This is a genomic window from Bacillus sp. CH_48, from assembly GCF_038008465.1.
Lineage (GTDB): Bacteria > Bacillota > Bacilli > Bacillales > Bacillaceae_G > Bacillus_A > Bacillus_A thuringiensis_S.
The window spans coordinates 4496433-4521358 of the sequence record NZ_JBBOZF010000001.1 but is presented as its reverse complement, the minus strand read 5'-3'; the positions used below and the strand labels follow the sequence as shown (position 1 = coordinate 4521358).

The following is a 24926-nucleotide window of genomic DNA, read 5'->3' as shown; positions in this document are numbered from 1 at the left end:
TTTTCACTTTATATTTAGTCCTAAATCATACGATTTTAATACAAAATACTATAATTTGATTAGTAATAGCAGTGAAAAAAACATTAAATATATCTAGATTTTAAAGCTAATGTTACTTTATTACGTAATTTGTTTAAAGGGATATATAGGGTTATTATTTAATGTAACTAAAATAATTTAAAAGGAGATAGGAAGTTATGTTTAAAGTAAAAACAAGGGGAAAAATAAAAGAAATTGTTATGGTTTCAACGGCTTGTACCATGTTGTCAATGTATGGAGCACCAATTTCTAGTACAGAGGCAGCAACCCGATCTCATGCCCCATCAGTTTATGTAACACCACAGAATACTGCTGCTTCAGATATTATTAGCATAGACTGGTCACCAGTCCAAACAGCACCTTATACATATTGGGCTGTGCATAACTGGAATCAGGGAGGAGAAGGTGGTGGTTATGCGGGCTTCCAACAACAAAGTGGTTTTGATCAATTCGGTAAACGTACCCTTCACTTTGCGCTTTGGGATCCAATAGCATCAAACCAAGCAATAAAAGCTGAATATTTATCGCCGACTTCAGAAGCCAGTAGATTTGGTGGAGAAGGAACAGGTCTAAAGGTACAAACAACTTATAATTGGAAAGATAGTGAATGGTATCGAATGACTCTACGTTCTTGGCAAGAAGATGGCCATACAAAGTTTGGCCAGTGGATAAAAGATAATAAATTAAATCAATGGAAGTTAGTTGCTATTATGGATCATCCAGTTGCAAATGTGGCATTTAACTATGGTTTATCGATGTTTCAAGAGGACTGGGCTGGTAATGGACAAGATGTAAGAGAAGCACGTCTTAAAAATGGATACAGCAGAAAAGTTTCAGATAAACAATGGAATTCTTGGAATAATCAGCGTATCTCTGGGCAACATGATACGTCCTATCAATACGATGGAGGAGCAACTTCAGAATATCTATGGGTTAGGGCAGGAGGAAATACTCAATCAACTATTGGTACTGGAAAAACCTTTAATATAAATCAGCCTAGTCAACCAGAAATGGGAAATTTAGATTTTGATATTCAAAATACTCGCTTTGAAGATGGAAAATTAAATGTTTCATGGAAATTGAAAGAACAAAGTACTCCACAGTTTAAAGGGAAAATTGAAATCTATGACAATGAAAAGTTAATGGGACAACCTTTGAAAGTAATCGATAATATTAAGTCTTACAAAACTGAGGTAAGTCAAACTATGCAATTGCCTCAAACGGCTTTTGCTAAAATTACATTAACAGACATATTTGATCGAACTGTAGAGAAAAAAGTAGAAATTACAAATGGAAATTCTGATATTTTAGTAGGGAACCAATTTGCATGGTCCCTAAAAGGATATAGTGATCGAGAAATTGCAAAAGTAGATTATAATAAAACAGCAGAAGAGCTGAAAATCAAATTAGAAGCTGGTGTGCCGCATTCTTATTTCAATAGCACATATGCAAGTATTAAAGTCCAGAACTCATCTGGTAGCGTTTTGTACAATAAGGAAATTATGGGAAATAGACAACAAAATGCTGAAACCCAAACAGTACCTGTAAAAGTAGGAGATTATTTAGAATTCACTCATATAGAAGGGGAAGCAGCAAAGGAAAAAACACGCGCAACATTAACGAATCTTGAAAATAATAAAAATGAGACTATTGGAAAGTCAGCAAGGTATGAGGTTACAAAAGAGGGATTAAAGAAAGTAGAAAAAATGCCAGAGACAACAATTCTAGATGGAAAACAATTTGCATGGTCCCTAAAAGGATATAGTGATCGAGAAATTGCAAAAGTAGATTATAATAAAACAGCAGAAGAGCTGAAAATCAAATTAGAAGCTGGTGTGCCGCATTCTTATTTCAATAGCACATATGCAAGTATTAAAGTCCAGAATTCATTTGGTAGCGTTTTGTACAATAAGGAAATTATGGGAAATAGACAACAAAATGCTGAAACCCAAACAGTACCTGTAAAAGAGGGAGATTATATAGAATTTACTCATATAGAAGGGGAAGTGGCGAAGGAAAAAACACGAGCGACTTTAACTAACCTTGAGAATGGAAAACAGGAATATATAGGAAAGAAAAGAACATATCGGGTTACATCTACAGGTTTAATCAGACAATAGACGTATTAAAAAGTTGGGGGAATCCCCAACTTTTTTTATCATTTTAGTCAAGAGGATTCCTTCTTCAAGGAATGCGAAGTGAGTAGGTGGAGATAAACTGGCTTCGAATAACGGATAGCAGGAAGCTTTATCAATAAGTATGCAAATATTTTAAAAACTAATTTTTATACAAAAAGTGTATACTTATGACAAAAAAGTTTCGTTAAACCAATAATTTTGTTTTGGGTAAATTTAAGGTGCGTAATTAATATGCATTTTTCGAGAAAAATGCATAATTATGTCAAATTTTCTTCATTTACATGACCATGAACGTGGTATAAAAATGAAGCATATCCAAAATTATTAAAGGAGCTGAAAAAATGATTAAAAAACTTATTATTGGTTCTATTTTTTTAGGAACAGCAATAGGAGTAAGTAAACCTACATTTGCTTCAACAAATGATTCTCCATCACAGTTTCAAGATAGGGGAAATGCCCAAGTTCAATCAATACCATCACCATGGCAGTATTTAGGGCAAACCTCTAGGGAACTTCAAATTAAAACTAAGGATCCAAAAGTGCTTGCTTTTGAATTAGCAAAAGAGGCTCCATTTTACGAAGATGAATTAGTGGATGTGTGTTCTGCAATCTTAAGAGAAAATGTAAATGTAGTATATTGGACAAGTAAGGAATGGGCTAGATTTGAAGTAGGAAATTACGAGTTTAAACATGAAATGAAAATTTATAGAGATAAAGAACGTCAGCAATTAATTACTTCACTAGAATCATAAAAAAAATAGAAGCTATCTTTAGTAAGATATGCATCCAATGTAGACAGGAAAAGAAAGCACATAAAACTGTTTCGATATTGGAAAGTAAACTAAAAAAACAAGTATAATTACTTGTTTTTTTTAGGTACAGTAATTATTTAGAAGGCTTAGCTTGTGCATGGTCACCTACATTAATTGGATAACCATAATCCGCTCTACAACATGATTGGGATACAAAAGCTAGAAAGATATCAATCCATTTATTTTTAAATTGAATTAATATTCCTCCATCATGGTATGATTCGTTATATTTTGAAAAATCATTTCACAAGCAATATGTAATACTTTATGGGAACATTATTAAATTTGAACGATATTAACAGAACTTTGTTGATAATTAGCTAAAAAAGTATTGTACGATTAAATGCATTGTGTTACATTTGTGTTACAAAACTATTACTTAATGTTATTATTGTTTCGGTAATGTTTCTTGTTGTTTCTGTAATGTTACGAAATTTATAGATGTTTTATGTGTATAGGAGTGTGTGTAGTAAAGAGTCTGAGTTGAAAATAAGTGCACACTTTAAATTTCCTTTCTGTCTGAATGAAGAAGACTACCAACTAATTAAGGGGTTTAAAGTAAAAACTTTAAATAAAATGTGCTTCCTTTCCCACACACAATTTAGTACATATTTAAAGTACAGTCTAGTTGCTACACAGACTCTTGTACATATAAACATTAAGGTGAAATAGAGATAAGGATTTATTACATAAAAAGCATTACTTAGCTAAACGTAAAAATATTATCTGTGCATTTTGATAAAATGTTAAAATGCCTAGATGATATTTTTTAGAAGATTTCTTGGATATGTTTATGAATAACAATTTCTAATACTTAATGATTCTCTACTGCTAAAATATCCAATAATTTATGTAATTGGATTTATAAGGTGTATGTACATTCACTTATATAGGGAAAATGAGGTTTTTCATATGAAGTATAGTTATAAAGTTTTTATATTTATTTGGACAATTATTTTATTGTTTTTTCTACTTTATTATGGTTACAGTGAATTTTCCGACACCGAGCAGGTGCCAGTCATAACAATCAAAAAATAGAAGTGAAAAATATTGAGAAAACCAAATGAGATAAAAATAGATACAGTAGAAAGACTACTACAGGAAGTAATTAATCGTACGAAGTTAGATGAAATATTGGAAATAAAAAACTTTAATGGAAAATATGTTGATTGCTGCTTGGGGAGAAAATTGTAGATATCACAATTGGTATAAAGATATTCATGAGTTATTCAGAGGTTACGATTTACACTGCCTTAGGAAAAAAAGATAGGTTTCCGAGAAACCCTTTATATTTAAGTAACGATTCAAGCTAATAGATTACATAAAATCAGAGCGGATTGTGCATCGTCTTATTCGAACTACAAGAAACCATAAACGAACAAGTAAAGCGGGACTTAGAGTAAACTGTAATGGTGAAACAGGAGGAGACGCATGGGTGTGGTGTTCAATTTGTCATGAAGAACATCCCGTTCTTTTCTGATATGTTTCAATATAATCAAGGAAACCCCTATCATTCCTTACCATTATGTCAGCACACATATATGGTATACGCTCATTTAACAGAGAATTATGTAGGGGAAGATTTATTTCTTCTGCAAAGTGCTGCAGCATTCCATGATACAGGTAAACCGTTTTGCCGTGTATTTAAAAAGCTCAAAGGGTACCATTCGTATTATGGTCACGAATATGTCAGTACTCACATCGCTTGCCACTTTTTAATGGAACTTGGTTTCGAATAGGAGTTTATTGAGAAAGTATTAATGATTACAGAGTTTCATATGAAGATGTTACATGGCGGGGAAGAGGCAGCACGTGAAATCTATCATTACTGCGGTGATGAGATGCTTACGAAATTATATTTTTTCCGAGATGCAGATGCATTTGCGAAGTAAAGAAGGGAAAAAATGCTTGTAAATATCCACGAACATTGCACGTTCCTTGGTCGATAGGGGTAACAAGTGATGACCGTGTTCTACAAAATATGGACGGATTTGAAACTCAAGAAGTAATCGTACTAGAAAAGTTAGATGGTGAAAATACATCCCTTTATAAAGATGCTATTCATGCAAGGTCGTTATCAAGTGGTCATCACCCATCGAGAACATGGGTAAAAACGTTACAAGGAAGTATGGGGTATAGAATTCCAGAAGGATGGCGTATATGTGGTGAAAATGTATATGCTTGTCATAGCATTCACTACACAGCACTGACTTCCTATTTTTATGTCTTTTCAATATGGAATGAGAAAAATGAATGTTTATCGTGGGATGCAACAGTTGCATGGTGTAAAAAGTTAGGCCTTGCACACGTTCCAGTGTTATATCGTGGCCCCTATAATGAAAAGGTAATTCGTTCGTGCTACAACGGTACTTCACTCTTTGGAGGGATTCAGGAAGGGTATGTACTTAGATTAACGGATGCGTTTCACTATAATGATTTTTCAAAATCCGTAGGGAAATTTGTTCGAAAAGACCATGTGCAATCCAATCAGCACTGGATGACACAAGCGGTTATCCCCAATAAATTAGCAAAATAAAAACACGCAATTCCAAATGGAACTGCGTGTTTTTTCGTTTTCTAACATCATTTGACGTTCATGTATGGTTACTCTTATCAGAGAATATACTCCCTAACACGGAAAGCTATTAATTTATTAGTTTTTATTCGTAACTTTTAAAGTATCTAATACGACTTTAGTCGCGTCAGCAATAAGCTTATCATTATATTCTGCATCTTCTTTATCATGATTAGAAAGGATGGCAAGAACAATTGGCTTTTTGTTTGGTGGCCAAATAATCGCAATATCATTCCTTGTTCCATAAGATCCTGCGCCTGTTTTATCAGCTACTTCCCATCCTTTTGGTACGCCCGCACGAATCAACTTATCACCAGTCGTATTTCTCTTCATCCAATCTACTAATAATTCACGTTTCTCTGTTGGAAGTGCAGATCCTAATGTAAATGATTGAAGTGTCTTAGCGATCGCTTCTGGTGTACTGGTATCGCGCGTTTCTCCAGGATGTACTTCATTTAATTCAGGTTCAAATCGTTCAGATTTAGTAACCGTATCTCCTGTTTCTCTCAAGATTTTTTCAAATGCGGATGGACCACCTAATTTTTTAAGAATTAAATTATGTGCCGTACTGTCACTATATCGAACAGAAGCATCTGCAAGTTCTTTTAACGTCATTCCTGTATCCACATGCTTTTCTGTAATTGGATTATAATTAGAAAGGTCTTCACGCGTATACGTAATCCTTTCATCAAGAGCTTCTATTGAGTTCTGACGTAAAAGAGCTCCCGCTGCTAATGATTTAGATGTAGAGGCAAATGCAAAACGATCATTTGGATGATAAGCAACAGTTTGATTTGTACCTGTATCCAGAGCATAGATACCAAGCTTAGCATTATATTCTTTTTCAAGCTTAGCAAAAGAATCATGACCTGTATTTTCTTGTTTAATTTGCTTTATTTGTTTTGTTTGCTTAGGTGATTCAGATGGAGTATTACTATTAGAACACCCTATTAGTGTTACACATGAAAGTAATACGACAGGTACAATCTTTTTGTAGGTAAAGAACTTGTTTAAAACGTACATGAATTTTCAACCTCTTTCAACAATATATGGATTTTGTTTTGGTATTTTAAATACCGATGTTAATTAAAGTGGGTGTTGGATACCAATACTTCTGAAGTTGAATTTTAACAGGATAAGCAGAACCAAAGCGTTTATATGAATGAACGGTTACTGTTTAGGGTGTTTCTTTTTTGCTTACACTTGTAATAGTTTACCTGTGAAAGTATTAAACTCGTAACATTTAAATGAAGTATTTCAATACACACTTTTTTTACATCACTTTACTTTTGGGAATAATAAGTCCTTTCATATTTTTAGGAATACACATAATAGACCCTCTAAGTAATAAATTTGTTCCATTTTAACTTGGTGAACGGTAAAGAAAATACAATGAATTGTAAATGAAACCTGTACGGGAGTATAGTACAGTGCATATGAAAAACCCCTCAATGCTATCTCTGAAAAAATCATAATTCTCGGCTTTATAAACTGTATTTTCAAAAACATTGCGAGCTTGTAAGAAAAATGAAAGGTAATTCAATATGAGATAAACAACCTTACTACTACAATGAAAAACAGAATTATTCTTAAAAATCATGAGATACGATATCAAGTTATTTGCGTGTTTAATATATTTGACCAAATATTCCAGTTTCAATAGGAAAAGTCGAATCAGACCATTAACGAATGGTATATTATTCGTATTTTGGAAAAGTCAAAATGTAGACAAGCATCTTCTATCAAATCTCATTCTTAGTGTGTACATTTGGAGGGGATTTCTCATATGAAATTAGTAAAAGTAACAGATGTTAGTTAGGAGAAAGATGATAATGTTAACAAATTCTATGGGAAGGTGAAGAAAGAAGGTAGCGTAGGTCTATTCCTACGTGTATATCATTTAGATAAAAAAGGTGTAACAGCTTGGGAGGAAGTGCAGGAAGACGAGCTTCCTAAGAAAGTAAAAGAAAAACTAGGTGTGAAATAATCATTTATTTGTGATGGTGGATTCTCCTACGTCGAGGGTTTGCCGTTTTTTATTATATGTTATGTTGTAATTTTTTATATGAAGTATATTGAAAAGATAGGGTAGATCTTCTGGAATGATATTTCCATAATTAATAATTTGTACGTTAACCTTTCCATTATTACTAATTCCTTTTGTATCAACAAATTTCCCCACATATCCCTTTGTACCAATATCTTTTAAAGTACGTATAAAAAATGCCCTTTATCTTATCTTTATCTTATCTTTACCTTATCTTTAAATTTTTATATTAAACTTGAAACCTTAAAGTATTGATGTTTGAGTCTAAAAAGGGCGGGAGATAGATGTTCATTACATAGTTTGTAAATAACCAATTACCTTTGAAAAATTGAATTTTTTATACGAGGAGGAATATATGAAGGATACAAGTAAAAAACAAATTATAAAAGTGTTCCTTATTAGTATTTTAGGCTTAGGAATAATACTTGGAATGCTTTATTTTAATCATAAAACCAATATTCAACAAAATAAAGCACTAGCCACCGAAAAACGTGTATTGCAATATGAGTCTACCTTAAAAAAAGAATTAGAAAAATATAATTTAGGAGAGAAAACTGCAGTTTTATTAGGAATTATGTACCAAGAGAGTAGAGGTGAGGGAAACGACCCTATGCAGTCATCCGAATCACTTGGATTAAAACCAAATGAAATTCAAGAGACAAGCTTGAGCATTAAACAAGGGGTAAAACACTTTGCTAAAATGTACAAATATGGAACGGACAAGGATGTTAGCATGGATACAATTATTCAAAGCTATAATATGGGGCCAGGGTATATTGATTTTATTGCTAGTCAAGAAGTTAAACAACACTCGGAGGATTCAGCCAAAACGTTTTCTAAGATGAAGGTTGATCAAAATCCAGCGATGTATACTTGTGGTGGAAATAAAAATAATTTTAGGTATCCATATTGTTATGGTGATTTCACATATGCCACAAAGGTAAATGAAAAAACAAAACTTATTGAAGAACTTCTTCGAAATGTACATATCTCTTCTAAATAAGTTGCAGAATGAAATATAATGATACCATCAGTTATTAACAATAATATCTAAGAAAAAAACTACTTTCTTTCTTAATTCACACAATTTTCAAAAATAAATTCCGTGGATGTCAATATTTGTTATATAGTATATTTGTCAAAGCATTACCCCTAAAGTTTCTAAAGTCAAGCTGTAAGATAGTTTGTTTGTTTGGCCCGTATTTTCACCTTAAAATAAAAAAACTTGTAGAGATTCCTGCAAGTTCTTTTTGTTTTAAGGGTTAAAAGTGGATTTTAAATATAGTTGCAATTTTTTGAGGGGGAAAAGTAAATGTTTATAAAAACAGAAAGATTATTAATACGAAAATTTGAGTTCAAAGATTGGCAAGCTGTTCATGAGTATACATCAGATATCAATGTTATGAAATACATACCTGAAGGGGTTTTTACTGAAGAAAATACAAGGAACTTTGTGAATGAAAACATTGGTGAAAACGCTAAGAACTTTCCTGTATTATTAATTAATAAAGATATTCTGATTGGTCATATAGTTTTTCATAAATATTTTGGTGAGCATACATATGAGATTGGTTGGGTGTTCAATCCAAAATACTTCAATAAAGGATATGCTTCTGAAGCAGCACAAGCTACATTGAAATATGGCTTTAAGGAAATGAAATTACATAGGATTATAGCTACATGTCAGCCACAAAATATTCCATCATATCGAGTGATGGAGAAGATTGGAATGAGAAGAGAAGGCTATTTTAGGAAGTGTATACCACATGGGAATGAATGGTGGGATGAATATTATTACGCTATTTTAGAAGAAGAGTAGTTTTTTAGAACGCACTATTTAAAACGGCAGATTAAAAACAAGTAGGTTATATTTCTTCTGCATATGTTATGAAAATAGTATAATTTAAGAACCCACAATGAAGATAATTACTGATAAAGATATGGTAGTGATGAGATCAGTTGTAGGTTTTGGTGCAAAAAAGTTATCAAACTTGGACATACTAATACTATTCCTCTACAAAGGCTTATAAACGGTATGAAAACAAAACAGTTGTTCAAGTGTAAGAATTTTGAGCCTAACTTTATTTTGTAAATAGTGAGATGATACATGCGGTACAACTTGAATCTTCGTAAAGAAGTATTTCTACATGTATATTACACTGAAAAAAAGTGCAATAGCTTGGGAAGATGTGAAGATAGACGAGTTTCCAACAAAAGTAAATGAAAAAATAAATATGAAATGATTAGTTACTTGGTGCGGATTATGTTGGTCAAGATAACAAAATGTATTCAGTTATTCCTGTTGGATGGGGTGAAAAAAATAATCTTTGGGCTGAAGAGAAAAACGTAGGCGTGCAATCTAATGAGAATAATCCAAATAATTACAAGCCTCAAATAAACGAAGGCAAGAATATTGAAACGAATGATAAGCCCGCATCTAGTACAGCAGGTATAAAGGCAGATAATAAGCCCGAAGAAGCTACTACCAATTGTAAACCTAATAATAAAGAAGTTGAACAATATCATAATAAGGAACAGCAACATAAGGAAGTAGAAGGATTTAAGCCGAGCGATGCAGACATGGAGCGTATTAAACGACAAGAAGACCGGTGGAATACACCATCAGGTGGTGTTGGTGCTACATGGCAAGAAGAAATGAAAAAACAGAAATAAAATAACATACCTATTATACGGATTAAGTGAATTTAAAGTGGAAAATTTATAGTCTTTATTATATTTCATTATATTCATTCTATAAAATTCAAAAAGATTTCCCAGCACCCTGTCTATTAAAAAACATTAATATTGTTTTTGATATTGTCTTATAAGAAGGAATTCATTTAAGATATTAATTGAAAATATTGATTGGGAGGATGTTAGAAATGGAATTAAATAATGTGGATGGAATTAGTATAGAAAAAAGTACAAGTATTAACATGGAAGAAATGGAGTTATTGTTACTAGCTGATCCCTCAACAGAAGTAGTTAATGGATATCTTAAAAAGGGAGATTGTTTTGTTTTAAAAAAAGGTGCTGTTACTGTAGGTATTATGATTTTAATTCCTACCCGAACAGAAACGATTGAGATTATAAATATAGCAGTTTCCGAAAAAGAGCAAGGAAAAGGATATGGGAAATATTTACTTAGGTTTGCTATAGACTATGCTAAAAAAGAAGAATATAAAACTATAGAAATAGGCACAGGAAATTCTAGTTTAATGCAACTAGGCCTTTATCAAAAATGTGGTTTTAGAATAACCAGTGTGGATAAGGACTTTTTCTTACGAAATTATAATGAAGAAATATATGAAAATGGTATTCAATGTATGGATATGATTAGGTTAACGCAAAATTTATAAAAATTATTTGTACATAAAAATCGCAACCCCCATTAAATGTAGAGGGTTGCAATTTTTTTGATGTAAAGCGTCATTATGATTTTTGGGTAGCATTAAGGAGTTTATGTATTTGAGAATTATTACAAAATCAACAAGTGTTAATAAATTCATCTGTTATGTCAACAATTTGAATATATTTCAAATTGTTTTTTATAATTCAGATAGATTTTTTTCCATTAATTTTAATGAAAAGTAAAAAATATGAAACTCATCCATTTTAGTTATGGTTAAATGTTCATTTAAATCACTAAAAAATGGGATTTATTGGATAATTATAAGCATAATTTTTTCTTTATTCAAGGATGAAAATCGTACTAAATGTAGATATAACAACTATTATATTGTTTTAATGATATAAAAATATTTGGTTTTTTTAAAAAGAATTTTCTGAATTATAAATATTATTATATATTGAGAAAGTAAAAAAATAGAAAAATATCAATTGAATCCCAAAAAATAACGTGTGAATATTATAGATATAAATTACATCTTGATATTTCGCATGAATTTCTACAAATTTAGATGTTTATTAAATTAGGAGGATTGATAGTGCCAAAAATGTAGTTTGTTGCTAATTCAGTATTTTATATGCATCCATGGGATTTTAGAACGCACAGTTATTATTTGCTAGTAAGCATTTTAATATCAAATCTTTTGGGGAAGTGATAAGTAATGGTCACAGTATTAAATAATGAAACTAAAAGTTTATTAGTTGAAAAAATTGCAAATAAAAATGCGTGTATTGGATATGTAGGCCTAGGTTATGTTGGACTACCATCGGCTCTTAAATGTTTAGAAGTAGGTTATGCGGTAAGAGGTTTTGATAAAAACTCAGTAAAAATAAGAAAACTAGAACGTGGAATAAGCTATATCAGTGATATTCAAGATACTGAAATCCAAGATGCTTTACATACAAATAGATTTTTTGTTAGTACAGAAATGGATTATATAAACGAATGTGATGTTGTAGTTATATGTGTTCCTACACCATTAGAAAGAACTAGTAAACAACCAGATTTAACATATATTCATTCAGCAGTTGATGAAATAGTTAAATATATTAAAAAAGGTACATTAATTATCTTAGAAAGTACTACTTATCCAGGTACTACAAGAGAAGAAGTTTTATACAAATTAGAACAGAAAACTAATTTTAAAATTGGTGTAGATATATTTGTAGCATACTCTCCAGAGCGAATCGATCCTGCAAATCAATCGTTTTCAATTCAAGATATTATAAAAATCGTAGGTGGAGTTACATCTAATTGTACCGATTGTGCAGCAGCTTTCTATAGTAACTTAATTAAGGATATTCATAAGGTAAGCAGTCCAGAAGTAGCAGAGACAGCTAAGTTATTAGAAAATACGTATCGTTTTATAAATATCGCTTTTATTAATGAAATGACACAAATTTGTAATGAGTTAAACATAAATATTTGGGAAGTAATTGATGCCTCAGGAACTAAGCCATTTGGATTTCAAAAATTCTATCCTGGCCCTGGCGTAGGAGGACACTGTATTCCGATTGATCCTATTTATTTTAAGTGGATTGCAAATAATAAGGATTTAGCAACAAAAATGATTGATGTGGCAAGAGAAATTAATGAAAACATGCCTAAGTACGTTCTTAATAGAGCACTACAGTTACTAGATGATAAAGATGGTAAGGATATTCTTATGGTTGGTGTTGCATATAAAAAGAATGTTAATGATGCTAGGGAATCGCCAGCTTTGGATATTATGAATGATTTAATGATAGAAGACTATAACGTGGATTATTACGATCCGTTTATAGAGGAACTCATTGTGGGCGATAACACATTGAAAAAATCTATAGATTTAAACCTAAGTCAATTAGACAAATACACTTTAATTATTGTTCATACGGATCATGATTGCATTAATTTTAAATTGCTTAACGAGGTAAATTGTTTAATTTTAGACACAAGAAACATATTTAAAGATGAATCAGTATATAAAAAAAATATTATAAGTTTGTAGGTGATTACATGGTAGAGTTTATTCCTTTTTATCGACCGGAAATCAATGATGAAGATATAGATAGGGTAGTTTCTGCCCTTAAATCTGGATGGCTTTCAAAGGGGCCAAAAGTGATAGAGTTTGAAGAGAATTTAAAAGAATATCTGAATACTGAACATGTAGTAAGTTGTAATTCAGGGACTGCCGCATTACATTTAGCATTACTGTCTCTGGGAGTTGGATTAGAAGACGAAGTAATAGTTCCAAGTTTTACTTTTTGTTCAAGTGTAAACGTTATTATGCATGTAGGTGCAAAACCTGTATTTGTAGATATAGATGAAGAGAATTTATGTCTTGATCTTCAAGATGTTAAAAGAAAAATCACTAAAAAAACGAAAGCAATTATTGCAGTTCACTTTGCTGGATATCCGGCTAAATTAAAAGAACTTCAAAAATTATGTAAAGAATACGGACTGTTTTTGATAGAGGATGCAGCGCATGCATTAGGAACAAAATATGATAATACTTTAATTGGTACACATGGAGATGTTATTTGTTTCAGTTTTTATGCCACAAAAAATATAACAACAGGTGAAGGTGGAGCGTTAGTCACTAAAAATGAATCGATTGCTGAAAAAGCTAGATTATATGGTTGGCATGGTATCACCAAAAATGCATGGAATCGTTATGGTGAAGAAGGAAGCTGGCGTTATGATGTTCTATTACCTGGGTTTAAATATAACATGATGGATCTACAAGCTAGTTTGGGTATTAGTCAGTTAAAAAGAGCTGATGAAATGATTGAAAAACGCAAGAGAATAGCTGAAAGGTACCAAGAGGAATTAAAAGAGGTTCAAGAGTATATAACGTTACCTAATTATACTAACAATCCAAGTGTAAAACACGCATGGCATTTATTTGTTATAAAAATTAATTCTAATTCTCCTGTTAGTAGAGATCAGGTAATTCAAGAAATGAAAAAGAGAAACATTGGGCTAAGTGTTCACTTTATTCCTGTTCACATGCATCCGTATTATGAAGAGAGATTTAACGTATATTTACCTAAAACGGAAGAGATATTTAATCAAATTATTTCATTACCACTGTATAGTGCTCTTACAGACAATGAGGTTGAACATATTATAACGTCTTTAAAAAGTCTATATCAATTAAAAATAGGGAGGTAAATATTTATGAAAATTGGGGTTATTGGTGGCAGCGGATTTATTGGTAAGCATGTTACAAAGGAGTTACTAGCAAGGGGGTATGAAGTAGTTATATTTGATAAATTTAAACCAAGTATTGATGTTCCTTTTAAAGAAATTGATATTTTAGATATTGCAACATTAAGAGAAAATCTTATTGATGTCGATGGGGTAATCCATTTAGCTGCATTAGTGGGTGTTGATAATTGCCGTTTAAATGAAGAAGATGTAGTGAGGGTGAACTTTGAAGGCACGAAAAATATTGTACAGGTTTGTAACGAAAATGGCATAGAAAAATTATTGTTTTCTTCCAGTTCGGAGGTATATGGGGATGGAGTGAGTGTTCCGTTTAAAGAAAATGATATTAAAATTCCAAAATCAGCTTATGGAAAAGCTAAATTAATGTCCGAAGATTATTTGAAAGAATACGCTAGTAATAGTTTGAAAATTAGAGTGGTTCGTTATTTTAATGTATACGGTTCACAACAAAATGATAACTTTGTAATTTCTAAGTTTTTAAAACAAGCTCATAGTGGTGAAGATATTACTATTTATGGAGATGGACAGCAAATTAGATGTTTTAGTTATATAAGTGATATTGTTAACGGAACTATACTAGCCTTTGAATATGAAGGAGAAAACTTTGCAGATTTTAATATTGGCAATAACAAACCTATATCTATGGAAGAACTAGCGATAAAAATTAATGAATTAATGGGCAATAAAAGTAAAATTAAATTTCTTGATTTAGGTGAAGAGGGAGTCCGAAATTCTAGCATTGAAATCTTTAGAAGAATCCCTTCAATAGAGAAAGCTAAATTATTTTTAAACTATCAACCAATTATTTCATTAGATAAAGGACTAGAGATAATAATAGGGGAGAAGTATGGAAACACAGTATCTATATCCTAAGAATCCAAAGAAAATTAAGTATTCCATATATTCTTCTCCTTGGAGTATATCTGATCATGTATTTTTTTTGAAAAGTGTATATAGACCTAATGATTCTAAACTTAAAAAAAGTCTTCAAGCTCTTTATCCGGATGCAGAAATTGTATTAACTAATAGCGGTACATCTGCATTAGTAGTTGGTTTAAAGTACTTAAAAGTGGCAAAGGGAGATGAAGTAATTCTATCAAACTTTAATTGTCCTAATGTAATAGAAGCAATATTAACGGTGGGAGCAAAACCTGTATTAATTGATTTAAACACTAATCATTCAATTTCTCTTAATAAAATAAAAAAACATTGGAATGCTAATACAAAGGCAATTATTCTTACGCACTTGTATGGATGTCATGACGATTTAGAAATTATTGACTGGGCTAGAGAAAATAATATTTATATCATCGATGATGCTGCACAAGCAATGTTTTCTTATCAAAATGGAAAGCCAGTTGGTAGTTTAGGCGACATTGGTATTTTAAGTTTTGGGGGAACTAAACCGATCCCAAGTATTGGGGGAGGAGCGTTACTTCTTAATCGTACAATAAGTGAATTATGTGACATGGGTGAAGAAAAGAAGGAAGAAGTAATTTTAGATTATAAGAATCATTTAAAAACACAATTAGCTATAAAAATAAAAAAGAGTAGAGTACTGAGTTTATTTACTAATTATTGGAGGAAATTAGAGATTCTGCCCTCCTATAATAATAGTAAATTAGATTCTTTACCGGAGAAAACGGAAGTTATAAATCCAAAAAGAATGTCTATAGTACGTTCATTGTTAATTGATAAACACCTACAGAAAACAAAGAAGATTTTAGAAATAAATATATGCAACGCTAGTCTGTGTTATACAATGCTGCAGGAAATTGAAGAAAAGTATGGCGTTAAGATTATATTTTCAGCTCAGAATGTTTATTTAAACTATTTTACCATTATATTCAAAGAATCATCTGATAGATATGAGTGTTCTGTACATTTAGCGGAAAAAGGTATACAAACTTGTTGGAATTACTTACCCCTGAGTGAGATCCCTATTTTTTCGAATACGCAACTGAGTCAGAAAATATAGATTATTTATGGCCAAGGGTATTATCAATACCTTTTAAATATCCTTTAGTGAATAAGGACCTTAAGTATATATGTAGTCAAATTCTGAAATATTTAGAGAATAAGAATTAAAAGGTGATTATATGGAAATCGAAATATGTACTGACGCCCAATATTGGGATGCCTGTATGGAAGAATACAATGGTTCTGTATTTCATAGTTACGAATGGGGAAAGTTAATGGAATTATTACCTGGTGTTCAATTTTTCCCAGTACTAATAGAAACACGAGATACAGTAGTTTTAACTCCTATGTATGTACAGGATGGTAGGCTTTTGGGAAGTTTAATTGGTTATGGAGGTCCAATAATAATTGGCCAAGATAAAATAGATTTTTCAGTTTATGAATCCATAATAAATAAGAAGTTTGAAAATAAAATTCAAAAGCTTTTATTACCTATAACGATAAATCCTTTTCAAAGTTATAGTAAAGAAAAGTGGGATTATAAAGAAACTTATATGTTAGATCTACCAAATAGGTTTGAGGATTTATGGACATCGTGTTCTGGAAAAGCTAGGACAAGTGTTAGGTATGCACGTAAACAGAATGTTGAAGTTCGTCCTATAACTGTAGCGGAATTAGATGAGTTTTACCAATTATATCAAGAACATAATACAAGTATAGGAGCGAGTTATTCATTTAGTAGAGAGTTTTTTTATCATTTAGTTCTTAATTTGCAAGAAAAAATCCTTTTCTTAGGGGCATTCTTAGAAGAAGAATTAATTAGTTCCAGCATTTTTATAATGGATAAAAAGGTTTTATATTATTGGATTAACATTAACAATACCGAAGGGAAAAATTCACAATCTTCATATTTACTACTAAATGATGCGTTTGAATTAGCAATTCATAATAAATTAAAGTATGCGGATTTAGGATATTCACATAATAAAGGGATTGCTAGACCTAAGATATACTGGGGGGCAGCTTTGAAAAAATGTTTTTGTTTAAAAGAAAGGATTTAAACTATGATTATTAGTGGCCACCAACCAAGTTATTTACCTTGGTATGGTTTTTTTGAAAAAATTCATAAATCAGATGTGTTTGTATTTCATAATATAGCACAATTTGAAAAAAAAGGTTTTTTAAATAGGAATCGTATTAAAACTTCACAAGGAGCGTCTTGGTTAACTGTTCCAATACAAATGAAGAATTATAAAGAAATTCCATTTAATAAGTTAAAGATAGACAATACTCAAGATTGGGAACGGAAGCATTGGAAAGCAATAAGAATTAATTATTCTAATGCACCTTACTTTAATGTATATAAGGATTATTTAGAAAATTTTTATTCAGAAGATTGGATTAATTTAAATGATATGAACATGAATTTTATTCATTTTATTATCCGTGAATTAAACATTGATACGGAACTATATTATGTATCAGATTTAGAGGGGATTACAGGTAAGAAAAGTGATTTTGTATTAGAGTTGTGTCAGAAATTTAATGCCAGTACTTATTATTCTGGAAGTTTAGGGCAAGATTATTTAGACGAAAATGATTTTGAGAATGAAAATATAGAAATTATCTACCAAAGAATAAGGGATTATTCCTACAAGCAATTATTTGGGGAATTTATACCACATTTATCTATTTTAGATATTTTACTAAATTGTGGACCAAAGGAAACAGAAAAATTAATTAAAGGAGTCTAAAATTTTATGAATGTACTTGTATTTGCCGCTCATCCGGATGATGAAATAATTGGTGTTGGTGGAACAATAGCGAAACATGTGAAACAAGGTGATGATGTACATGTTGTAATACTTGCAGAGGGAAAATCTTCTAGAGCTAAAGAATATAAAGAGCTAGATTTAGAGGTTAAGAACTTATCTTATAAAGAAACAGAGGGGGCATGTACTACACTTGGTGTAAAAAGTTTTGCAAGACTAGATTTCCCTGATAATCGTCTTGATACATTACCCTTACTTGATGTAGTGAAAGAGATTGAAAATCACATTAAAAAAATAAATCCTACAATTATTTATACTCAATATGGTGGAGATATAAATATTGATCATACTGTTGTTTACAGAGCAGTAATGACAGCGACACGCCCTCTGCCAGATACTAATATCAAATGGGTATTTGCATATGAAACTTTATCTTCTACAGAGTGGAATTATAATGAAAAAGATAAGTTTCTTCCTAATTATTTTGTGAATATTGAAGATCATTTGGAGGAGAAATTAAGTGCGATGAGACATTATGAATCTGAGTTAAGGGAATTTCCTCATCCACGCTCTATAGAAGCAATGAGACATAACGCATTTGTATGGGGTGCCAAATCTGGATACCAAGCGGCTGAGGCATTTATGTTAGTAAGGGGGACATGGTAGGTGAAGAGAATATGTTAATACCACAGGTCCCGTTCTTTGGTTTAGATAGTAAACAGATTGACTTAAAATGGGTTGAAAAAGGCTATGGATTAGAAGCAAATATTTTTGATGGGACATCTTTATTTGATAACTCATATACAAAAAGGTTTTCTGAGGTCCTGTCTTTTGTTCAAACCCTTAATCCATCCTTGTTAACGCTGCATTTTCCTACTGATAATGCAGACTATCTCAATGATGAATTTATTAAAAAGCAACTATATGAATTTATTAACCTTGCTATAAAGTATAATGCATCAGGTATAACAGTGCATGCTAATCAATTCATGAATGTCGCGGAATTTCAAAACTATAATCTTCTAGATAATAGAAAAAGGATTATAGAGTTCTTTAATATGCTAGATGAGGAAATAAAAGGGACTGATATATGGATTGGCGTTGAAAACCTACCCATTATTGGAAACTTGGGCGATGATTTTGATCCTATATTTATATATCCCGAAGATTTTACTGATTTGGTTAATCTGGAGTTATCTAACGTTGGAATAACATGGGATATATGTCATTGGTCTATAACCTATCTTACACGTTTAGGTATTTCTAAATTATTAAGGCAAGAAGAAATTGAATATAAGGATTTTCATAAGTATTTAAGCTTAATGGATTATATTAAACATTTTCATTTTAGTTCTTTTAAGCATTTAACGATTCCTTATAGTGAGATACGTTGCTATGAGGGAGAGAATCCGGCTAATGGATCTATTGATGAAAGTTTATTACATGAAACTTTATTAAAAGTGAAGAACAATACTTTGGATAAAAACATAGGAATTGTATTTGAGGTTCAGGAAACTGATTATACGAATAGAAAGAGGTCATGGGAGACTCTTAATTGGTTTCATAAAAATATTACTGGTATGCAAACAAAAATGAATTATTTGGAGATATAAAAGGCACTATCGGTTTATTTATTTTTACATGTAACTTGAGTTAGAGATTATTTTAATGAACCTTTTCTTCTAAGTAAGTGTGTTAGGAGGGAAGGTTTTACTATTAATCTTTTTTAATCATAGGGAGGACAAATGAAAAAACTAACTCTTATAAAGAAGCTTATTGTAACTTTTGGGATTTTGTTGCTTTTCCTTATTAGTAATTTATCTGAGGATGTAATACTAGTACATGCTATGACTAAGAACGACCAAAGTTCTCTCATGTCAGATAAGGTTCGTGCTAGTCGAGCTATTGAACATACACGTTTTCTGTCTGAGAAAATTGGTCCACGTCCAAGTGGGACTAAGGAAGAACATAAAGCAGCTACATACATTGGAGATACATTAAAAAAATTAGGGTATGAAGTTGAGTATCAGGCCTTTCCTGTACCAGATCAATATATTGGGAGTATCTCTTTTAGTGTGTATGGAGAAAAAGAATGGCAAGTTGGAGCAGCATCTAATGCATCTATACCTAAAGATCCTGTCGTAGGGCCGGTAGTTTCTATAGGAAAAGAGAACGATATTAAAAATTCACCTGAGCCAATTCATGGGAAAATAGTATTACTGGAACAAGCTGATACGTATGAGAAATATAATGAACAAGTTGAGTATGCAGCAGAAAAGGGAGCAAAAGCTGTATTGTTATATAGTACGATTGGGGATAGAGGCAACTATGGAGAAGCCTTTAACCCAGTTCTAAAAAAGAAACAATCAATACCTGTATTTGGGCTTGCTTATAATCAGGGAATTAGAATGAAAGATAAAATAGTGCATAATAAAAATATAGTTAGTTTAAAGGCAAAACACGAAATGAATTTGAGTTCATTAAATGTTATTGCGAAAAAAAAGCCCAAATACAAGACAGATAATGAGGATGTAGCAATAATGAGTGCTCATTATGATAGTGTTATCGGAGCACCTGGAGCAAATGACAATGCTTCTGGCGTAGGACTTTTATTAGAGTTAGCATACAATTTTAAAGATATAGAGATTAATAAAGAAATTCAATTCATAGCGTTTGGAGCAGAAGAAAATGAATCCTTAGGTGCTTACCATTATGTTAATCAGTTATCTACAACAGATAAGAAACATATTCTAGGGGTTTTTAATGCAGATATGATAGCGACAAGTTACCAACAGGCTAAGGACTTATATGCAATGACACTAGATGGCTCTCAAAATGAAGTAACAAATACCGCAGTAGCTACTAGTAAAGCATTAGGGAAATCGGTTGTATTAACTGGAAAGTTTGATTCTAGTGATCATGTACCATTTTACGAAGCTGGAATTTCCTCAGCACTATTTATTTGGATGGATGTAGAGAGTTGGAATCCCCTAATTTATCATGTTGAAAAGGTATTCCATACACCTCAAGATACCGTTTTAGAAAATATTTCTCCTCAACGTATGCAGGAGGCACTAGAAATTATAGGGACAAGTTTATATTACTTTATCAAAAGATAGGTTTTTTCGGGGGGGGGGGGTCAGCATAGCCGACTAAATTTAGATTTTAATAATAATATAGTAAAACTTTTGTTGGGATAAAAATATACTTTGAGCATAGGCGAGGTAACTATATGAGGAGTACATGGAAAGAATTAAAGGGGATGGATCTTAATGTCTGGATCCGCTTTATCGGAGAAGCCTTAAATGGTATTGCAATGATGATGTTAATGCCATTTTTTGCATTATATTTGAAGGATAAAGTGGATTCTCTACTTGAGGTAGGTATAGTTATAGCTTTATCCCCAATTGCGGCGAGTTTTGGTTCATTAATTGGAGGGCATATAGCGGATACTTATGGACGGAAACCAACTATGGTACTCTCTATGGCCAGTAATGGGCTACTAATGCTTGTTTTTTTGTTTATTGATAGTTTTATAGGGTATGCCATTTTATCTATTGGTTTAGGGCTATGTAATTCTTTCTTTGAACCAGCGGCATCTGCAATGGTTACCGATGTAACAGAACCTGAAAAAAGAACTGAGGCATATGGATTACTTAGAATGGCTCATAATATAGGAGCTGCGATAGGCCCTATAATTGGTGCAGCAGTTGTGGTTGTATCAAAAGATGTCATATTTTTGATTACTTCTGGAACCATGCTGTTTTATACAATATTAATGTTATTGTTTCTAAAGGAAACAAAGCCTAAAAATATAATGATACATGAGGAAACACATAAACAGTCAATAAGATTTACGTTAAGAGTTGTTATAAGAGATAGAATATTTCTATTCTATATAGTGACGGGAATCATTATATTTATGGGATTCTCACAATCGGAAGGTATGTTACCACTTCATTTTAGTAATGAGAATACAATGATTTTTGGAAATAGTAATCCATTTCCATATTTAATGACTTTAAATGGCTTATTGGTTGTATGTTTCCAATTTCCTATTTCAAAGTGGTTAACTCACAAACCAATTGGTAAATCAATGCTATATGGTGCTATTCTTTTTGGCGTTGGCCTTTTAGCAATAGGATGGTTACCAAAGTGGTTTCAAGTAATAGACGCAAATGATTTAATTATTCTAGGCTCATTATTAATAGCTTATACAGTTTATACAGTAGGGGAAATGATTATGTCACCTATCCAAATGACATTCGTCGCTAATATAGCTCCAGAACATTTGAGGGGGACTTATATGGGGGCGGCTAATCTGCAATGGATTACAGGTAATGTATTTGGACCTCTTCTAGGCGGTGTATTACTGGATCAGCTTTTAGGACATATGTTATTTACAATCTTAGGTGTGGGTTGTATTATTTCTGGATTTGTTTACTTACTATTAGATAGACTTATTGAGAATAGAAGTAAACAAATACCTATAAAACAAACATCTTAATTTTAATATTGTTAATGAGTTGAAAATTAAATTTTATGTTTTAAGGATTAAATAAAGTGCACGTTTATTAAGAGTAAACGTGCACTTTATTTATTAGTGTTTAAACTTAATTTATATATAGTGAGTTTTTTAGGTGACGACTTAAGTGTATAAAAGTAATTTGCTACTTTATTTAATTAATTTCAACTAGACTTCTTGTCTTATCAATATGATTAAGTAACATACGATACTCTTCTTCGTACATAGTTACACGTTGTAGAAGGGAATGATTTTCTGTCTCTAAAGTTTTTATTTGACTTTGTAAGTTTGTAAATTCATATGTTTTTTTATAATTTTGTAGAAAGAGAATAATATCATCTAATGTCATAGATAAAGAGTATGTTTCTTTTTTTGTTGAGAGGGAGAAATATTGTTTCCCACTTCTCGATTTTGTTTTGCTTGTTGTATTTCCTCTTGGTATTGTTTTCTCACGTATGAATTCCAGCGAAATCCACAAGCTGCAGGTGTCCGATTTAGTAGCTTTGCTACTTCCTTGAATGCAGTTAACTGTGTTCCACCGTTACGAATATTCTGGAGTACTGTGGATGCGAGAAGTAAATCGTTATCGTTCGTCCAGGAATCTTGTCTTGAGAGTACCACGTTTTAACCTCCTTTATATGTTTTATAACATTAATCAAATTAAACGTTCTCTTTTCCTTTTGTAAATTTGATATCAATCTCTCATTTTAATCTACTTAGAATAAATCCGTTAATACGTAGATTGCTGATGATGCGTTAGGTGGATTTACTTATATCACCCACCAATTTATTAGTGAAAAATTAATTTCGTTGTACATAATATTATAGGATCTTCTGACAAGAGACAATTACGCTGATATAGCCACTAATAGGAAATAAGAGTACTTTATCTGTTTGTATTTTGGGTTCTGGATAACGATTGTAATATGAGTTTTTAATAGACATTTAGTAGATATTTGTTAATTTAGCATCTCTAAATGAAGGCATGTAACTTGAATATAATAGATTAAAAGAGGATATATACTATTGGGGTTAAAAAGAAAACGAAATAGAGAGGATATTTTAGGTTAGGAAAATTTGAATGGAATTGTCATTAAAGATAGGACCTTTCAAAAAGGGAGGATAATTGACAACTGTAGGTACTATGATTAGGAATTTAATTCTAATCATTTTATGTTGAGAAATAAAAAATTATTTTGTAAAAGGCGCGATGGGGTTTTCTTACTGTAACCATTTCTTATTTATCACTAGACAGCTTGATTAATAAGAGAAAAAAGTTGGTGAGATAAAGGGCATCATTCTAATTAGAATGATGCCCTTCTTAATTTTAAATATAATTTAATGAAATACTTTTTCAATTATGGGCATAACAGCTATTGGTGGTAGGGATTTAGTCCATGCAGCTGCATATACATTTAATTTCTCACCTAATGTGTAGTTTTCACTATCTGAAACAGGAACTCTTAAAATCTTATTTTGAGAAACTAGATTCCACCAATCATGTTGATAAGCAAGAGCTTCATCTTTTGTAGACGTAGCTGCAACTACTAAATAATTGTTCTCTACTGAAATGACATATCCAGTAAAAGGTTCTTGTTCTTGGTTCTGAATAGAATGAACAGGAATATTGTTGGCGGAAATCTTGTTAAAATCTGCAAAGGCCGGTGTTAATCCGAATGTAAATCCACATCCTAGTGTTAAAGCTGTTACCGTTGTTACGAATGTTTGTTTTTTGTTAAACATGATATATCCCCCTTATATTTTATCCTTACACTATCCACTTTCAATTTACATACATATAAAGCCTTTTAATATTAAGATATTTAACAATTCTGTCACAATTATTCCATAAATGTTAATATTATCTATTAATGGAATTGGGTTTATGTTATAATTCACTAGGTGAACTATTATTGTTCATTTCATCTCTTGATGAATGTATGCCCTTCCTTAAGTGTAAAGATGTTCGATTTTATTGGTGAAGAGAGGATATATCCCTCTTCTTTTTTTATTAATATGGGACTTTAGGGAATGAACAGAAAAAGAACCCTATGGGGTTCTTTTTCTAGGCATATTAACAGTAAGGAGAGTAATGAAATGCTAATTTCAAATCTTTATCAGGAGAAAAATTTGAAAAAGCTTATCATGTTATTATTTTTACATATATGTAATATAAAGTGAATTGATAATATTTAGACTTACTATTACTAATATTTAATTAAGATAGTTAGTACTACATTAATAGTGTTAACTATCTTGATTGGTATGGAATGTGATAGAAAGCATAAGTTTGTCGCAAACTTATGCTTTCAGAATTTGAAGAATATTCTTAATGTGGATTTTAAAGAAAATACAAAATTTTTACTAGATGTGAGAAAAAAGAATCGAAAATATCCTTTAAAATAAGATATATTTGGTTCAAAAAATTAGAGGGCACCAATTCATTAAAGCAGTAAAAACGTTTTAATGAATTAGT

19 protein-coding genes and 5 pseudogenes are annotated in these 24926 nt (G+C 31.4%); 20 read left to right on the top strand and 4 right to left on the bottom strand.

Annotation, left to right across the window (positions count from 1 at the left end; translation table 11 throughout):
• Positions 1-197 precede the first annotated feature (197 nt).
• Together N2V92_RS22870 and N2V92_RS22865 are read left to right on the top strand one after the other, a co-directional pair.
• Positions 198-2159 carry a DUF3472 domain-containing protein gene (locus tag N2V92_RS22870; protein ID WP_042598010.1) on the top strand — a complete coding sequence of 654 codons (1962 nt, stop codon included), beginning with the start codon at positions 198-200 and terminating at the stop codon, positions 2157-2159.
• A gap of 359 nt (positions 2160-2518) precedes the next feature.
• On the top strand, positions 2519-2929 hold the full coding sequence (locus N2V92_RS22865; protein ID WP_000592185.1) for a hypothetical protein: 411 nt from the start codon (positions 2519-2521) through the stop codon (positions 2927-2929).
• A 133-nt stretch (positions 2930-3062) separates the two neighbouring features.
• Here the strand turns inward: N2V92_RS22865 and N2V92_RS22860 are convergent.
• Positions 3063-3218, bottom strand: a pseudogene (locus tag N2V92_RS22860) (DUF2278 family protein); the annotation flags it as partial.
• A 1180-nt stretch (positions 3219-4398) separates the two neighbouring features.
• Between N2V92_RS22860 and N2V92_RS22855 the strand changes: the two are divergent.
• From N2V92_RS22855 to N2V92_RS22845, 3 genes are all read left to right on the top strand, one after another.
• Entirely contained in the window at positions 4399-4728 is a 330-nt protein-coding gene (locus N2V92_RS22855) for a hypothetical protein (RefSeq protein WP_000240601.1), read from the top strand.
• A 21-nt stretch (positions 4729-4749) separates the two neighbouring features.
• On the top strand, positions 4750-4881 hold the full coding sequence (locus N2V92_RS22850; RefSeq protein ID WP_000627209.1) for a hypothetical protein: 132 nt from the start codon (positions 4750-4752) through the stop codon (positions 4879-4881).
• Positions 4882-4970: 89 nt separating this feature from the next.
• Positions 4971-5525 (top strand): RNA ligase family protein, encoded by a 555-nt coding sequence (locus tag N2V92_RS22845; protein WP_000348600.1) that lies wholly within the window; start codon positions 4971-4973, stop codon positions 5523-5525.
• 117 nt (positions 5526-5642) lie between these two features.
• Here N2V92_RS22845 and blaIII read toward each other — a convergent pair whose 3' ends face one another.
• Complete coding sequence (gene blaIII / locus N2V92_RS22840) at positions 5643-6587, bottom strand: class A beta-lactamase BlaIII (RefSeq protein ID WP_016077704.1); 945 nt, start codon at positions 6585-6587, stop codon at positions 5643-5645.
• A gap of 859 nt (positions 6588-7446) precedes the next feature.
• Between blaIII and N2V92_RS22835 the strand changes: the two are divergent.
• From N2V92_RS22835 to N2V92_RS22765, 15 genes and pseudogenes are all read left to right on the top strand, one after another.
• Positions 7447-7551: pseudogene (locus N2V92_RS22835) on the top strand (YxeA family protein); the annotation flags it as partial.
• Between the two features lie 415 nt (positions 7552-7966).
• Entirely contained in the window at positions 7967-8614 is a 648-nt protein-coding gene (locus N2V92_RS22830) for a lysozyme family protein (RefSeq protein WP_000655722.1), read from the top strand.
• A 309-nt stretch (positions 8615-8923) separates the two neighbouring features.
• Positions 8924-9430 (top strand): GNAT family N-acetyltransferase, encoded by a 507-nt coding sequence (locus tag N2V92_RS22825; protein WP_016077703.1) that lies wholly within the window; start codon positions 8924-8926, stop codon positions 9428-9430.
• A gap of 428 nt (positions 9431-9858) precedes the next feature.
• Positions 9859-10284 (top strand): annotated as a pseudogene (locus N2V92_RS22820) (hypothetical protein); the annotation flags it as partial.
• A 209-nt stretch (positions 10285-10493) separates the two neighbouring features.
• The gene (locus N2V92_RS22815; protein ID WP_016077702.1) at positions 10494-10970 is read left to right on the top strand and encodes a GNAT family N-acetyltransferase; all 477 of its coding nucleotides are present in this window, start codon (positions 10494-10496) and stop codon (positions 10968-10970) included.
• A 711-nt stretch (positions 10971-11681) separates the two neighbouring features.
• Positions 11682-13010 (top strand): nucleotide sugar dehydrogenase, encoded by a 1329-nt coding sequence (locus N2V92_RS22810; protein WP_000259078.1) that lies wholly within the window; start codon positions 11682-11684, stop codon positions 13008-13010.
• 8 nt (positions 13011-13018) lie between these two features.
• On the top strand, positions 13019-14176 hold the full coding sequence (locus N2V92_RS22805) for a DegT/DnrJ/EryC1/StrS family aminotransferase (protein WP_000229112.1): 1158 nt from the start codon (positions 13019-13021) through the stop codon (positions 14174-14176).
• Positions 14177-14182: 6 nt separating this feature from the next.
• A complete protein-coding gene (locus tag N2V92_RS22800; protein WP_000690425.1) occupies positions 14183-15106 on the top strand; it encodes an NAD-dependent epimerase/dehydratase family protein in 924 nt (307 codons plus the stop codon).
• A pseudogene (locus tag N2V92_RS22795) lies at positions 15081-16321 on the top strand (aminotransferase class V-fold PLP-dependent enzyme). The gene N2V92_RS22800 and the pseudogene N2V92_RS22795 overlap by 26 nt, the downstream one beginning before the upstream one ends.
• Before the next feature lie 11 nt (positions 16322-16332).
• Complete coding sequence (locus tag N2V92_RS22790; protein WP_000401946.1) at positions 16333-17214, top strand: GNAT family N-acetyltransferase; 882 nt, start codon at positions 16333-16335, stop codon at positions 17212-17214.
• Positions 17215-17217: 3 nt separating this feature from the next.
• Complete coding sequence (locus N2V92_RS22785; RefSeq protein ID WP_016077700.1) at positions 17218-17907, top strand: WbqC family protein; 690 nt, start codon at positions 17218-17220, stop codon at positions 17905-17907.
• Between the two features lie 6 nt (positions 17908-17913).
• Positions 17914-18591: a PIG-L deacetylase family protein gene (locus tag N2V92_RS22780; RefSeq protein WP_001101895.1), complete on the top strand. Its 678-nt coding sequence runs from the start codon at positions 17914-17916 to the stop codon at positions 18589-18591.
• Positions 18592-18602: 11 nt separating this feature from the next.
• Complete coding sequence (locus tag N2V92_RS22775) at positions 18603-19538, top strand: endonuclease (RefSeq protein WP_003281342.1); 936 nt, start codon at positions 18603-18605, stop codon at positions 19536-19538.
• Positions 19539-19670: 132 nt separating this feature from the next.
• Complete coding sequence (locus tag N2V92_RS22770) at positions 19671-21044, top strand: M28 family metallopeptidase (protein ID WP_052497253.1); 1374 nt, start codon at positions 19671-19673, stop codon at positions 21042-21044.
• A gap of 113 nt (positions 21045-21157) precedes the next feature.
• Entirely contained in the window at positions 21158-22432 is a 1275-nt protein-coding gene (locus tag N2V92_RS22765; protein WP_016077697.1) for an MDR family MFS transporter, read from the top strand.
• A 172-nt stretch (positions 22433-22604) separates the two neighbouring features.
• Here the strand turns inward: N2V92_RS22765 and N2V92_RS22760 are convergent.
• Together N2V92_RS22760 and N2V92_RS22755 are read right to left on the bottom strand one after the other, a co-directional pair.
• Positions 22605-23071: pseudogene (locus N2V92_RS22760) on the bottom strand (RsfA family transcriptional regulator).
• Between the two features lie 717 nt (positions 23072-23788).
• Positions 23789-24193 (bottom strand): DUF3221 domain-containing protein, encoded by a 405-nt coding sequence (locus tag N2V92_RS22755; RefSeq protein WP_016077696.1) that lies wholly within the window; start codon positions 24191-24193, stop codon positions 23789-23791.
• Positions 24194-24926 lie beyond the last annotated feature (733 nt).